The organism is Polaribacter pacificus, assembly GCF_038024035.1.
In the GTDB taxonomy this organism is placed as follows: Bacteria; Bacteroidota; Bacteroidia; order Flavobacteriales; family Flavobacteriaceae; genus Polaribacter; species Polaribacter pacificus.
The window spans coordinates 817,899-833,334 of sequence record NZ_CP150664.1; the positions used below are offsets into that span (position 1 = coordinate 817,899).

Annotated in this window: 10 protein-coding genes; 4 read left to right on the top strand and 6 right to left on the bottom strand. The window is 35.5% G+C overall.

Translation table 11 applies throughout. The annotated features are described in order from the left end of the window. Positions 1-71: 71 nt before the first annotated feature. The 3 genes from argS to WHC90_RS03745 all read left to right on the top strand — a co-directional run bounded on the left by argS (position 72) and on the right by WHC90_RS03745 (position 6,789). Positions 72-1,850, top strand: a complete 1,779-nt coding sequence (gene argS / locus WHC90_RS03735) for an arginine--tRNA ligase (protein WP_188599340.1) — start codon at positions 72-74, stop codon at positions 1,848-1,850. 160 nt (positions 1,851-2,010) lie between these two features. Continuing rightward, positions 2,011-3,399, top strand: a complete 1,389-nt coding sequence (gene lpdA / locus WHC90_RS03740; RefSeq protein ID WP_188599339.1) for a dihydrolipoyl dehydrogenase — start codon at positions 2,011-2,013, stop codon at positions 3,397-3,399. 105 nt (positions 3,400-3,504) lie between these two features. Continuing rightward, entirely contained in the window at positions 3,505-6,789 is a 3,285-nt protein-coding gene (locus WHC90_RS03745) for a glycoside hydrolase family 2 TIM barrel-domain containing protein (protein WP_188599338.1), read from the top strand. A gap of 57 nt (positions 6,790-6,846) precedes the next feature. Here WHC90_RS03745 and rlmF read toward each other — a convergent pair whose 3' ends face one another. From rlmF to WHC90_RS03760, 3 genes are read right to left on the bottom strand one after another with little or no spacing between them, the layout of a single operon-like run. Beyond that, a complete protein-coding gene (gene rlmF / locus WHC90_RS03750; protein WP_188599337.1) occupies positions 6,847-7,719 on the bottom strand; it encodes a 23S rRNA (adenine(1618)-N(6))-methyltransferase RlmF in 873 nt (290 codons plus the stop codon). A gap of 37 nt (positions 7,720-7,756) precedes the next feature. Further along, complete coding sequence (gene bshC, locus WHC90_RS03755; protein ID WP_188599336.1) at positions 7,757-9,352, bottom strand: bacillithiol biosynthesis cysteine-adding enzyme BshC; 1,596 nt, start codon at positions 9,350-9,352, stop codon at positions 7,757-7,759. Next, positions 9,353-10,021 (bottom strand): class I SAM-dependent methyltransferase, encoded by a 669-nt coding sequence (locus tag WHC90_RS03760; RefSeq protein ID WP_188599335.1) that lies wholly within the window; start codon positions 10,019-10,021, stop codon positions 9,353-9,355. Between the two features lie 146 nt (positions 10,022-10,167). Here WHC90_RS03760 and WHC90_RS03765 point away from each other — a divergent pair, with 146 nt between their 5' ends. Beyond that, entirely contained in the window at positions 10,168-12,663 is a 2,496-nt protein-coding gene (locus tag WHC90_RS03765) for a M14 family metallopeptidase (protein ID WP_188599334.1), read from the top strand. A gap of 41 nt (positions 12,664-12,704) precedes the next feature. Here the strand turns inward: WHC90_RS03765 and WHC90_RS03770 are convergent, their stop codons facing one another. The 3 genes from WHC90_RS03770 to rimO form a co-directional block, all read right to left on the bottom strand. After that, entirely contained in the window at positions 12,705-13,184 is a 480-nt protein-coding gene (locus WHC90_RS03770) for a hypothetical protein (protein WP_188599333.1), read from the bottom strand. An 89-nt stretch (positions 13,185-13,273) separates the two neighbouring features. After that, positions 13,274-14,011 (bottom strand): diphthine--ammonia ligase, encoded by a 738-nt coding sequence (locus tag WHC90_RS03775; protein ID WP_188599332.1) that lies wholly within the window; start codon positions 14,009-14,011, stop codon positions 13,274-13,276. A gap of 87 nt (positions 14,012-14,098) precedes the next feature. Next, complete coding sequence (gene rimO / locus WHC90_RS03780; RefSeq protein ID WP_188599331.1) at positions 14,099-15,415, bottom strand: 30S ribosomal protein S12 methylthiotransferase RimO; 1,317 nt, start codon at positions 15,413-15,415, stop codon at positions 14,099-14,101. Positions 15,416-15,436: the final 21 nt, after the last annotated feature.

Below are 15,436 nucleotides of genomic sequence, written 5' to 3' on the forward strand. Positions count from 1 at the left end.
TATGAAGGAGAAATTTTGAACATAAAAATCAAATAAAATATGTAGTTTTGCACTTCAATTTGCAAGAAGAAATGAGTATTCAAACCCGCATAGAAACTACCGTAAAAGAAGCTATTTTAACCCTATACAAAACAGAGATTCCTTCTGTTGAGTTTCAAGCTACTAGAAAAGAATTTGAAGGAGATATAACCGTAGTGATCTTTCCGATGCTGCGCTATGTAAAAGGAAACCCTGTTCAAATAGGAGAAGCTGTAGGAAACTACCTGGTAACACATCTTTCAGAAATTATCCGATTTAATGTAGTCAAAGGCTTTTTAAATTTAGTAATTGAAGATGCCAACTACTTAAATTCTTTTGCTGGTATTTTTAGCAACACCAATTATGGTTTTGTAAACGCAGCTGAAGAAAGTGATGCTATTTTGGTAGAATATTCATCACCTAACACAAACAAACCTTTGCATTTAGGACATGTCAGAAACAACCTATTGGGTTTTTCTGTTGCAGAAATACTCAAAGCAGCCGGAAACAACGTGTACAAAACTCAGATTATTAACGATCGAGGAATACACATTTGTAAATCAATGCTCGCTTGGCAAAAATTCGGCAAGGGAGAAACGCCAAGTTCAACAGGATTAAAAGGTGATAAATTAGTAGGTAACTACTATGTTAAGTTTGATCAAGAATACAAAAAAGAAGTCGCTACCTTAATAGCCGAGGGACTTACTGAAGAAACCGCTAAAAAGGAAGCTCCTTTGTTAATTGAAGCTCAAGAGATGCTTCAGGCTTGGGAAGCTGGTGATCCTAAAACCAAAGAGCTCTGGGAAACCATGAATACTTGGGTGTACGAAGGTTTTGAAACTACTTATAAAAATATGGGAGTTAATTTTGACTCGTATTATTATGAAAGCAATACTTATCTATTAGGAAAAGACAATATTATAGAAGGTCTTGAAAAAGGCGTTTTTTACAAAAAAGAAGATGGTTCTGTTTGGATTGATTTAACAGAAGATGGATTGGATGAGAAAATCGTTTTAAGATCTGATGGTACTGCTGTTTATATGACACAAGATATTGGGACTGCCATACAAAGATCTAAAGATTATCCAGGGCTAAAAGGAATGGTCTATACAGTCGGAAACGAGCAAGACTATCATTTTAAAGTGCTTTTTTTAATCTTAAAGAAACTAGGTTACTCATGGGCTGATCAACTGTATCACCTAAGTTATGGGATGGTCGATTTACCGTCTGGTAAAATGAAATCTAGAGAAGGTACTGTGGTTGATGCTGATGAACTAATGGTTGAGATGACAGACACTGCAAGAAGTTTATCTCAAGAATTAGGAAAGTTAGAAGGATATTCTGAAGAAGAGAAAGAAGCGCTCTATAAAACCATCGGTTTGGGTGCCTTAAAATATTATATTTTAAAAGTAGACCCTAAAAAACGCATCTTATTTGACCCAAAAGAATCTGTAGATTTTCAAGGAAATACAGGGCCTTTTATTCAGTACACCTATGCGAGAATTCAATCTATCTTAAGAAAAGCAAACTTCGATTATTCGAAGCCTGTCAACGATATTGAATTGCATCCTAAAGAAAAAGAGCTAATCAAGATTATTGAAAATTACCCAGAGGTTATTCAACTAGCTGCTGCCAACCACTCACCTGCATTGATTGCAAATTATACGTACGACTTAGTTAAAGAATTCAATTCTTTTTACCAGAACGTATCTATTTTAGGTGAAGAAGTTCTTAGCAGTAAAATTATTAGAGTTCAGCTGTCTAAAAAAGTAAGCGAAATCATAAAATCAGCATTTTCTTTATTGGGAATTCAAGTGCCAGAAAGAATGTAGTTGGTAATTTGATTGTGAACTTGGACACATTTATAACGAGAATGCTTAAATTTGTCACTCAGAAAGGAATCATATTTTGAGACCCCAGCGAGAATATAAACAACGAAATAAAAACTATTGAAAATTTCGGTTTTCAAAATTAAATCAAAAACAATACACAATGAAATACGACGTACTTATTATTGGAAGTGGTCCTGGAGGTTATGTAACAGCTATTAGAGCTTCTCAGCTGGGATTAAAAACAGCCATTGTAGAAAAAGAAAACTTAGGCGGAATTTGTCTTAACTGGGGATGTATCCCAACCAAAGCTTTGTTAAAATCAGCTCAGGTATATGACTATTTAAAACACGTTGATGAATACGGATTAAAAGCCGAAGCCATTGACAAAGATTTTGAAGCAGTAATCAAAAGAAGTCGTGGTGTTGCAGAAGGAATGAGCAAAGGTGTTCAGTTCTTAATGAAGAAAAACAAAATCGATATCATTGACGGTTTTGGAAAAATTAAAACGGGTAAAAAAGTTGATGTTACTGATGCCAAAGGTACCGTAACAGAATACAGTGCAGAACATATTATCATTGCTACTGGAGCACGTTCTAGAGTATTGCCAAACTTACCACAAGATGGAAAAAAAGTAATTGGATACAGAGAAGCAATGAGTTTGCCTAAGCAACCTAAATCTATGATTGTCGTTGGGTCAGGCGCTATCGGTGTAGAGTTTGCACATTTTTACAATTCTATGGGAACTGATGTAACCATCGTTGAATTTATGCCCAATGTTGTTCCTTTAGAAGACATTGATGTATCTAAGCAATTTGAGAGATCAATTAAAAAAGCTGGAATCAAAGTAATGACAAACTCTTCTGTAGAGTCTGTTGATACCACTGGAAAGGGTGTAAAAGCTACCGTTAAAACTAAAAAAGGCGAAGAAATACTAGAAGCTGATATCGTATTGTCTGCTGTAGGTATTAAAACCAATATAGAAAACATTGGATTAGAAGATGTAGGAATTATTACTGATAGAGATAAAATTTTAGTAAATGATTTTTATCAAACCAACATCCCTGGATATTATGCTATTGGTGATGTAGTTCCTGGTCCTGCTTTGGCACACGTTGCGTCTGCAGAAGGAATTACCTGTGTTGAGAAAATTGCAGGATTGCATACAGAAGCGATTGACTATGGAAATATCCCTGGTTGTACTTATGCTACTCCTGAGATTGCATCAGTAGGAATGACTGAAGCACAAGCAAAAGAAAATGGCTATGAACTTAAAGTTGGAAAATTCCCATTTTCTGCTTCTGGGAAAGCAAAAGCTGCAGGAACCCCTGATGGTTTTGTCAAAGTAATTTTTGATGCTAAATACGGAGAATGGTTAGGTTGTCATATGATTGGAGCTGGTGTAACTGATATGATAGCAGAAGCTGTTTTAGGACGCAAACTAGAAACCACAGGTCATGAAGTACTAAAAGCAATACATCCTCACCCAACCATGAGTGAAGCGGTTATGGAAGCTGTTGCTGACGCTTATGGTGAAGTGATTCACTTGTAAAATAAAAATGAGCTTCTTAGTATAGCAAGAAACTCATTCGATAAATTGTAAAAAACCGAAGCAAAATGCTTCGGTTTTTTTATATTTGAAAACCAAGCAATAGATATGAAAAAAGTACTCGAATTATTCGCAGCCTTAGCATTTGTTTTTACCGGCAATGCTCAAGAAAAAAACATTTGGCATTATATAGAAAATGAGCAAGTCATCGCTGAGAACAAAGAAGAGTCACATGCAAGTTTTACCTCATTCAGCTCAATAAAAGAATTGGAAAATAACCAGCCAACTTTTTTTATGTCTTTGGATGGAATGTGGAAATTTAAATGGGTGCGTTCTCCAAAAGACAGACCGATGTCTTTTATGAATCCCAAAGAACATTTAAGAGGCTGGAATGAAATTAGAGTCCCTTCTAACTGGGAAGTTGAAGGCTATGGAGTTCCAATTTATGTAAACCATCAGTACGAGTTTTCGGATTACAAAGCCATGGTTGCCGATGATATGGAATTAGTGGATCGAGTTTACCCAAAAAATCCAGGCAAGGTACCTCATCAATACAATCCCGTAGGTTCATATCGAAGAGACTTTAACCTTGATAAAAACTGGAATGCCAAAGAACTCTTTTTGCATATTGGGGCTATGAAATCAGGTGGGTTTGTTTGGCTTAACGGAACCTATATTGGCTATTCTCAAGGCAGTAAACTACCCAGTGAATTTAACATTACTAAGGCTGCAAAAAAAGGTAAAAACACCCTTGCGATTCAGATTTTTAGATGGACTGACGGTAGTTATTTAGAAGGCCAAGATTTTTGGAGAATTAGCGGAATTGAACGCAGTGTATATATCTACGGACAGCCAAAAATAAGATTACAAGACTTTGAAGTGCTATCGACCCTTGATAAAACCTACAAGCATGGGCGTTTAGAATTAGATGTCCAACTGCAAAACCATGAAAACACTGTAAAACAAGCACAGGTTCAGTACCAGTTATACGATGGATCTAAATTATTAACCAAAGAAACAAAGAACATAGATCTTAACAAAAAAGCAATTAATACAGTTAGTTTTAAAACTTCTGTAATTGATGTAAAAGCTTGGAGTGCAGAACACCCAAACCTATACACGCTAAAAATATTTATCAAAGATAATCAAGGAAGTCTTTTAGAGGCCACCGAACGAAAAATAGGATTTCGATCTGTCGAGATAAAAAAAGGTTTGCTTTTAGTCAATGGCCAGGTGGTTACTTTAAAAGGGGTAAACACCCAAGAAACCGATCCAGAAACGGGCCATGTAATGGAGGAAACTTTAATTTTAAAAGACATCCAACTTTGGAAAGAAAACAATATCAATGCAGTACGTTTAAGTCATTACCCACGAGGCAGACGTTTTTATGAACTGTGTGACATCTACGGGATTTATGTCGTTGATGAAGCCAATATAGAATCCCACGGCATGTATTATGGCAAATATTCGTTGGCAAAAAAAGCAAATTGGGAAAAAGCTCATGTGGATAGAATGCTAAGAATGGTTAAAAGAGATAAAAATCATCCTTCTGTAATCATTTGGTCTATGGGAAATGAAGCTGGAAATGGCATTAATTTTTATGCAGGATATAAAGCGATTAAAGCTCATGACAAAAGCAAAAGACCGGTTCAATATGAACGTCCTTATAAAGACCGAGACGGTAGTTTGTATGACATGGATTGGAATACCGATATTATTGTACCACAGTACCCATCACCAGCTACATTCGAAAAAATTGGAAGCAGCAAAACAGACAGGCCTTTTATTCCTAGTGAATATGCACATGCCATGGGTAACAGTACCGGGAACTTTGCCGATTACTGGGAAATTATTGAGAAATATGAAAATCTTCAAGGCGGTTTTATTTGGGATTGGGTAGATCAATCCATTTGGAAAACCAATGACAAAGGAGAACGCTTTTATGCCTATGGTGGTGATTATGGAAAAGGTATGCCATCGGACAATTCATTTTTAAACAACGGCATTGTATTTCCTGACAGAACTGCCCAACCCGCACTCTTTGAGGTTAAAAAAGCTCATGAATATATTAACTTTAAAGACGAGGGGCTAAACGACTTTAATGAGCAGCGTATTTTAATTGAAAACCTCTATGATTTTACAAACCTAAATCAATTTAATTTTACAGCAAAAATAAAAGCCAATGGTCAGGTTATAAAGACTATTCTACTACCAAGTTTGGATGTAGAAACCCATACAAGTAAATTGGTTAGAATCTCTCTTGATGGAATTGACTTTAAAGAGAATACAGAGTATTTTATCATCATAAACGCAACCACTAAAGCAGCATGGTCTTTGCTTCCTAAAGGTTTTGAAGTCGCTAGAGAGCAGATTTATCTAGCCAAAAAATTTAAATTCAAAAAAGCGCCTTTACACAATGGAGCTAAACTTAGCATCACTTCTGATTCTAAAAACTTACAACTAGAATCAAAGGATGTTCGCTTGGTTTTTAATAAAAAATCAGGACAAATTAGCTCTTATGTATACAAGTCTAAAGAGTTGTTAAAAAATCAAGAAGGCCCTAAAATTAACTTTTGGAGAGCACCAACAGACAACGATCTTGGGAATGGAATGGAAAGAAACAACATTGCCTGGAAAGAAGCAAGCTTGCATGCAAAAGTTAGTAAATTTAAATATGAGCGAAGCACAGAAAACAGTGTTAAAGTTACAGTCAATTACAGCCTCCCAGGTGTTCATACAGTGCATAAAACCACTTATGTAGTCTATGGAAATGGGCTGCTAAAAATAGGCAACACACTAAACAGCTCCGATTACAAAGCAGACATCCCAAGAGTTGGGATGCGTATGCAACTCTTAAAAGAATTCAATTCGGTATCCTATTATGGTAGAGGGCCTTGGGAAAACTATCAAGACCGTAAAACTTCTAGCTTTATTGATATTTACCACAGCTTTGTAAAAAGCATGTACGTACCTTATATAAGACCTCAAGAAAATGGCAATCGAACTGATGTTCGCTGGATGGCTTTAAGCAATCAAAATAAGCAGGGCTTGTTAATTGCAGCCCCCCTTAGCCATGGCTTAAGCATTACTGCTCTGCACATGCCAAACGAAGATTTTGACATTACAGATGGATTGGATTATACAAAGAAAAATTTAAAGGCAAATTACAGCAAACACACCACTGATATCAAAGAAAAAGATCTCGTACAATTAAATATAGATTTACAACAACGAGGCTTGGCAGGTGATGACAGTTGGTATTCTAAACCACAAAAAGCATATCAAATAGATCCAAATAAAAGCCATGAGTATTTCTTTTATTTGATTCCTTTTACAAATGGAAGCACCAATACTTTTATTGAAACGCAGCAAAAACTTCAAACAAAAAACTAAGCGTTAAAAGATGAAATACTGTAAGGTGAGTTAGCTCCGTTTTGCAGTGTTTTTTTTTTAGCTAAAACTCCAAGCTACTATACGTGTCACTTTATTTCCTTGATGCATTGGTATCACCTTAAATTGGCTCGCTTTTAATTTTGTAGCAGAAGCTTGTAGACTTTCTACATTCTCTTTTTTAGAAACCAAAGAGGTAAACCATTTACAAGCTTTGGGATACAATGAACTTTCATAAAGATAGGTATGTAAAAAAGCTTTTTCACCTCCTATATACCATAATTCATTGTTATTACCAGAGAAGTTTCGAACGGCATTGGTTCCAAGATTTCTGGTTTTTCTTCTATTGGCTCCACGCGCCTCTTCTTCTGATTTAAAAAATGGTGGATTGCACATGCTAATACTAAAAGCATCTTCTGGCTCTATTATTCCTTTTAAAACATGAGATTCATCAAATTGTTGACGCAATTGGATCTGCGCATCCAAATCATTGTCATCAATAATATCTTGAGCAGCATCTAATGAATCAAGTTCTATATCTGTTCCCACAAAATTCCAATTGTAAATAGCAGATCCTAATAAAGGATAAATACAGGTGGCTCCTGTACCAATATCTAAGACAGAAATCGGTTCAGAAATTTTTGAATCAGTTATCAAATCATTCAAATGATGAATATAATCTACTCGACCCGGAATAGGCGGGCATAAGTTTTCATCTGGAAACTCCCAACGCTTAAGACCATAATGCGCAAACAACAAAGCTCTATTTACTTCTTTAACTGCTTTTGGATCTGAAAAATCAACCGTTAAATTGTCATAAGTATTTGTAAAAATATAAGGCTCCAATCCGGGATTGGCTTTTACTAAAACCTTAAAATCGTAACCCGTATTGTGAATATTCTTAGGATGAAAATTCTTTGTATTTGCTGTCATTCTTTGCTGATCTAACTAAGATCTTTTGTTGTTAAAATTATAGTTCTAAAATGGTAAAGTTAAAATCTAATGGGTTTAAAGAGGCTTTTAATGACTCTAATAAATCATTGCCATAAGCCTCATAATACTCAGAAAAATTGCGTTGTCTTTCTTCTAAGCCATGATTCGGTAGCAAGTTATCTTGCAAGGCTACGATACTAGTTACCAAATCTTTTTGTCTTCTTTTCTCTGCTCTTAACAATCGCTTTTCTAGAGCATCCAAACCGTTTAATTGTTTTTTCTCTTGAGCATTGACTGCACCAATAAAAGATTGATCTGTTTTTAAAGCAACCTCTTTTAACTGACTAAACTGAGCTTTCAACAGGTCTTTTTGTTTAGAAAAATCAACAGAAATATCAGAATTTTCAATAACTTTTTGCTTGAGCAACTCTGATTGTTTTAAAAATAATTCTTCAGAAGTAATGGCTAAACGATCTAATTTTTTTTGCTGTTTAGTTGAGATTACTTGTACTGAATTTCTCAATACCAAAACAGGAAAAGGAATCTTCACGGTAGTAAAATAATCTTTTAACTGCAACCAATAGGCCAGCTCTCCTCCTCCACCAATATAACCTAAGTTTGGTAAAATAGTTTCTTGATACAAGGGTCTCATTATAACATTTGGAGAAAAACGCTCAGGGAATTCTTGAAGCTCATTTTCTATTTGCTCCGGTGTAAATGTGATATCTGTTTGATGTACTCGATACAAACCTTTTTCAAATACAATTCGTTCTCGGTTGTTCTTTGACAGGTAAAACAAATTTATCTCTCTTGGGTTTACCTGAATCGGATAGCCTTCTTGTTCTAATGCTTTATTGCTGGCACTTACTACTTTTGATGAAATTTGCTCTAGAAGTTCTTGTTGAACATATGGTGTAAACAAACGTTTTAAATTTGCATCATCACCATCAACAATCACCAGACCATAGGTTCCAAACAAACAATTTGCAAGATACCGCGTTGCAGCCGCCAAATTATTGTGTTCTAAATAGGCCTTACTAAAAAGCTCTTTTAAGTAGCTTGCGTTTTTAGAAGCACCTAACTTGCTAGCAAATTCTTCAAAAACCGAATCCATCCCAGCTGTAGAAAACTGCCCGACAGCTCCACCATCAGTACGATTCCAAGCGATTTTCTCTCCTTGATAATTAAAGTAATTAATCTCTTCAAAATCGTGATCTTCTGTAGCCATCCAATAAATTGGCACAAAATTTTTGTCTGGATGTTTGGCTGCTAGTGTTTCACATAAGTTGATAGTAGAAAAAATCTTATACAAAAAATACAAAGGTCCCGTAAACAAGTTTAATTGATGCCCAGTAGTTACTGTAAAGGTATTTTCTTTTGCTAAAACTGTAATATTATGCTGTGTCTCCTCACTTAGACTCACTGTCTTGTATTGCTCTTTTAAAGCTTCAACAAGCGTAGTTCTCGTGTGGTGTGTATACGATACTTTTTTTTCTTCAATCTGAAGCTCAAAACCTTTTAAATCAGAAAAGTGATTGTAAAAAGGACGTATAGATGGCTTTTGCTCTAAATAATCAAGCATGATTGTAGAGAAAAACCCTGTTTTTTGGTATGGAAGGTGCGTTACTTTCATTTAGGCCGCTGTTCTTTTAAACAAAGTGTATATATAAGGTCTTAGATGACCATTTGGATTGGTATAGGTATACTTAAAGGATTTTTGCAATTCAAAATCAGCTCCTAAAAGCTCTTGAATCATTTCTACGTCGTACGGAACCACATCTAGACCACAACATTTTACAGCACCCTCTTTTGCAAAGACTGCTATAATTACATAAGCTCCTTCTCTTACAAGTGTGTGTAATAAGTTTATATAGGCTTTGCGATCTTTTTCATTGACAAAAAAGTGAAGTACCGCGCGGTCATTCCACAAATCAATTTCCTTTAATTGAATTAGTTTTTTTGACTGAGTTAGATCATCTTCAATATATTGAACATTTTTACCTCTAAGCCCAAGGCGATTTTGTAAAATCTCTAAAGCATTTGTAGAAATATCTGAGGCAATTAGTTGAGAATATCCCAAAGCAACTAAATCATCAAGTATGGTAGATGATCCAGAACCGATGTTTAAAATACGAGCAGCTTTTGAAAGTTCTAATTCTTTTATCAGCGATAAGCTTGGCTCTGAATGAGTTTCATACCAGCCTAATTTCTCTGAAGGAACCTTTAAATATGCACGATCCCAGTGACATTTGTAGTCTGTTTGGCCTGGCTGTACACAATCACTCTCTGTGCTCAAAATCATCTAGTCAATATTTTTTATAAAAATACAATATTTTGATGGTTGGTCGAAACTTCTCCTTAAATCTAACAAAGTTTTAACGGCAAGTTAAAAAGACCAAGGATTCTAAATATTTTAGTACTTTGGTGCTTTATTAAAAAGGAACAACAATGAAACAAACTATCTACTTATTTTTTTTAACAGCCTTATTATGCATACCTGTATCGGCTCAAAAAATACAAACACCCAGTGAATTTTTAGGTTATGAATTAGGCTCTCGCTTTACAAGACATCACAAAGTGGTGGACTATTTTCAATACGTAGCTTCACAATCAAATAAAGTTAAATTTCAAGTTTATGGCGAAACCAATGAGTTGAGAACCCTATCGGTTTCATTTGTTTCTTCCGAAAAAAACATACAAAACTTAGAGACCATCAGAAAGCAACACCTTAGCAATGCTGGTCTAGAAAAAATGACTGAGTTAAATGATATTTCTATCGTTTGGTTAAGCTATAACGTGCACGGAAACGAAGCTTCATCTACAGAAGCAGCTATGCTTACCCTGTATAAATTAATAACAGAAAACAGCAATCTTTTAGAAAAAACTGTCGTAATCATGGATCCTTCTATCAATCCAGATGGTAGAGACCGCTATGTAAACTGGTACAATCAAGCTGCTGGAAACCCATACAACAACAATTCTAATGCCAGAGAGCACAATGAGCCTTGGCCAGGAGGAAGACCTAACCATTACTTATTTGACTTAAATAGAGATTGGGCTTGGGCTACTCAAATTGAAACACAAAGCCGTTTAAAAGTCTACAACAAATGGCTGCCTCATATTCATGTTGATTTTCATGAGCAAGGAATAAATAACCCTTATTATTTTGCTCCAGCTGTAGAACCTTACCATGAAGTAATCACTGATTGGCAACGTGATTTTCAAACTCAGATAGGAAAAAACAACGCAAAATATTTTGACAAAAACGGTTGGTATTATTTTACCAAAGAAAGTTTTGATCTATTGTACCCAAGTTACGGGGATACCTACCCTACTTACAACGGAGCTATCGGAATGACCTATGAACAAGCCGGACATGGAATGGCTGGATTGGGAATCGTAAAAGCTGATGGTGAAGAGTTAACTCTTTGGGACCGTTTAATTCACCATACCACAACTGGAATTTCTACAGTAGAAATGGCTGCCAATAATGCCGTAAAACTCAATACTGAGTTTAAAAAATACTTTAAGGATGGTGATTTTACTTACAAGAGTTATGTAATGCAAGGAACAAAAAGCAAAAAAGACAAACTAATTGCTTTATTGGATAAACACGAAATTAGATACGGATATTCTAAAACTCAATCGGTTTCTGGCTTTGATTATGAAGCAAACAAGAAAGGATCTATGAGAGCAACCAATAATGATTTGGTGGTTTCTACCAATCAACCTAAAGGAAAGCTTGTTAAGGCTTTATTTGAGCCTGCTGCTAAATTAAGTGATTCTATTACCTATGATATCACCGCCTGGTCTGTTCCTTATGCTTATGGTTTAAAAACCATCGCAAGTGAAAAACTAGTTGGAATCAAGGCGAAAGGAAAAATGCCTATGGTAAATCCGATGAACAGAAATGCGTATGCCTATACCTTTTCTTGGAACCATGTATCTGACGGAACCATGTTAGCTGCATTGCTTCAAAAGAATTTTAGAGTTCGTTTTACAAATAAAGACATGGTTAACAGCGGCAAACAATTACCAAAAGGTTCTTTGATAATCACCAGAGGAGACAATAAACACATCGTTAATTTTGATCAGGTTTTAACTCAGTTAGCCAATGCACATGATAAAAAAACAGAAACGATTGCTACTGGATTTTCACAAAGTGGACCTGACATGGGTTCTTCAGAGGTTAAAGAAATTAAAAATCAAAAGATTGCAATCATAGCAGGAAGTGCTGCGTCTTCATTAAGTTTTGGAGAGATTCAATACTTTTTTGAACAAGAATTAAAGTACCCGTATACTGCGATTAATTCTGATGATTTCTCTACGAGCATGCTAGACAACTACCATACCTTAATTTTACCAAATGGTTCTTATGGAAGTGTCTTCGGAAAAAGTCAATTGGAAGCTCTAAAAAGCTGGGTTCGAAAAGGTGGTAAGGTAATCGCCATTGGAAATGCCAATCGTCTTTTTGCAGGACAATCTGGATTTGGATTGACTAGTAAAAGCGGTCGTGATAGCAAAGACGATGACAAAGCAGATTTGGATGAACATTTTATCAAATATGACGAAAAGGAGAGAGAGCGAATTCAAAGCAGCATTACTGGAGCCATCTTTAAAACAGTTGTAGACAACACACATCCTTTAGCTTTTGGTTATAGCGATAGCTATTTTAGCTTAAAGCTAGGAAGTACTTCTTATAAATATTTAAAAAATGGCAATAACGTAGTTAGACTTAAAGACAACCAACCTGTTTCTGGATTTGCCGGACATAAAACATTAGACAATCTTACAGATACGCTTATTTTTGGAGAAGATTCTCTAGGTAGAGGAAGTGTTATTTATATGGTCGACAACCCATTGTTTAGAAGCTTTTGGGACAATGGAAAACTGTTCTTTGTCAATGCACTCTTTATGACTAAACCGAGCATGAAGCAGTTATAAATCACAAAAAAAAAGCCCGATTAATTTCGGGCTTTTTTTTATTAAAATTTATAGGTAACTCCAAGCATGGGTTCTATAGATGCTGCTCCAGAAGAATCGTATTTTAACTGACCAAGCAGCCCTATTTTGTCATTTAGCGCAACAACAAAACCTCCTCCTGCATTGATTCCAATATTTGAATCCGTTAACGCAGGTGTTGTAAGCGTATTTTTAATCATTAAATAGCTAAAACCTCCGATCGCAAAATAATGAAATCGGCTACTGGTATTTAAATAATAACGCACATCAGCATTAAAAGCATAGGTACGAATCCCTTTTGCAGAGAAATAGTATGAAAAACTCGGTGCTATAGCAGTACCTGTTGTTAAAAAATACTCTAGCCCCACATTAACCCCAAGATCTGAGTTGTGAATCAACTGGTAGGATGGTCCTATAAAAATAGAAAAATCATCTTTTTCTTGAGCTTTAAGAGTTGTTATAAAAAAAAGAGAGATAAAAATAAACGTGTAGATAGACTTCATGAGTTAATAGGCTTTTGTTGATCAAACAATACTAAGCCATTATTCAAAAACTGACAATACGCAGAAATCCTTATTTAAAAAACAGCAAACTAGGCCTTGCTTAGATGTAAATCACAATACCAAAAACTGGTATCGTAGTTTTTCTTTTTATCTGCTGATGAGAAACAGTTAGCATCATCATCTTCTTCTAAAGTATAGGATTTTAGAACCTTCTCTCCAATAGTAAAATCAATAGCTTCTTTAAAAATTGGCCCATCAAATACAAAGGTGTGAAATTCACCATTTTCTCCACAAACATCAACCCCGTCTGGCAAGTCTTCTATAAATTGATCATCTAGAACCCTACCAACAAACTCCTTACCGAGTAACTTAGCATTTACACAAACAGTAATGGCTTTAAAACCCAAAGCGATAAACTCAGAAAGTAAAGCTTTTGTATCTCTTTTCCATAGCGGAAAAACTCCTTGAACACCAACCTCAGCTAATTTTGACTCTCTGTATGCCTTGAGGTCCTCTAAAAAAATATCCCCAAAAACAGCATGTGTATAGTGGGCATTTACCAAGCTGCTCATGGCTGTTTGCATATGCTCATTGTAAAGGTCCATCGTAACATTGGCTGGAAAATAAATCTTTTTTAAGGGAAGCCCTATGCTCTCTGCCTGTTTGTCTAAGAGGCTTTCATGCAAACCATGCATAGAGACTCGCTTAAAGTCTTTGTTAACGTTGGTTAACAATAAGTCAACAGCATAGTTTTTATCTTGTTGCAAGGTATATAAGGCCATTGCAGAATCCTTGCCAGAACTCCAATTAAAGTAGGTTTTTTTCATAAACTATCTTTTTCTTAACAGGTGTTAACTGACCAATAATCTCTTTTAAATTTTAGTCTACCTAAATTAACGAGAAACTTTCTTTGCTTATTTTACAGCAGGAGTACCGTACAAATCATAATCACCGGCTTCATTGATGGTGATATCAATAAACTCACCAATCTTGATATAGTGTTTGGTTGCATCAACTAAGACGTCATTATCTACGTCTGGTGAATCAAACTCTGTACGACCATAAAAGTACTCACCGTCTTTACGATCAAATAAACAACGGAAGGTTTTGCCTATTTTTTCTTGATTTAATTCCCAAGAAATTTGGCTTTGAATTTCCATAATTTCATTAACGCGTCTAAATTTTACATCTTCAGGAACATCATCTTCTAAGACGTAGGCACCCGTATTTTCTTCATGAGAATACTCAAAAGCACCTAAGCGCTCAAAACGCATTTCTTCTACCCAATCTTTAAGCTCTTGAAACATTGCTTCTGTTTCTCCAGGGTACCCAACAATTAAAGTAGTTCTGATAGCCATTTCTGGAACAGCCTCTCTAAATTTATGGATCAATGAAGTCGTTTTTTCATGAGTGGTCCCACGCTTCATTGATTTCAATAATTCTGTGTTGATGTGTTGTAATGGAATGTCTAAATAATTACACACCTTTGGCTCATTTTTCATCACCTCTAAAACATCCATCGGAAAACCTGTAGGAAAAGCATAATGCAAACGAATCCATTCAATCCCTTCAACCTTTACCAAAGCTCTTAACAGATCTGCAAGGGCTCTTTTTTTATAAATATCTAGACCATAATAGGTTAAATCCTGAGCAATCAACATCACCTCTTTGATCCCTTTCTCTGCTAGTTTGGTAGCTTCAATAACAATATCTTCTATAGGTGTAGATACGTGCTTTCCACGCATTAAAGGAATGGCACAAAAAGAACAAGGTCTATCACAGCCTTCTGCAATTTTTAAATAGGCATAGTGTTTAGGAGTAGTTGTTAAACGTTCTCCAATCAACTCATGCTTATAATCAGCTTCTAAAACTTTTAATAAATTTGGCAAATCATGTGTACCAAAGTATTGATCTACATTGCTAATCTCTCTTTCTAAATCAGGCTTATAACGCTCACTTAAACAACCTGTCACAAAGACTTTATCAATCTCTCCTGCTTCTTTACGTTGCGCATGATGCAAAATGGTATCTATAGATTCTTCTTTGGCCTTACCTATAAAACCACAGGTATTGATCACAACAATATTTCCTTCGTCATTTTCATCCTCATGAACCACGTCTTTTCCGTTGGCTTTAAGTTGCCCCATCAATACTTCACTGTCATAAACATTCTTAGAACAGCCTAAAGTAACTACATTAATCTTATTTTGTTTGATCGTTTTGGTGCGCATGCCTGTGTAAATTTTAGCTTG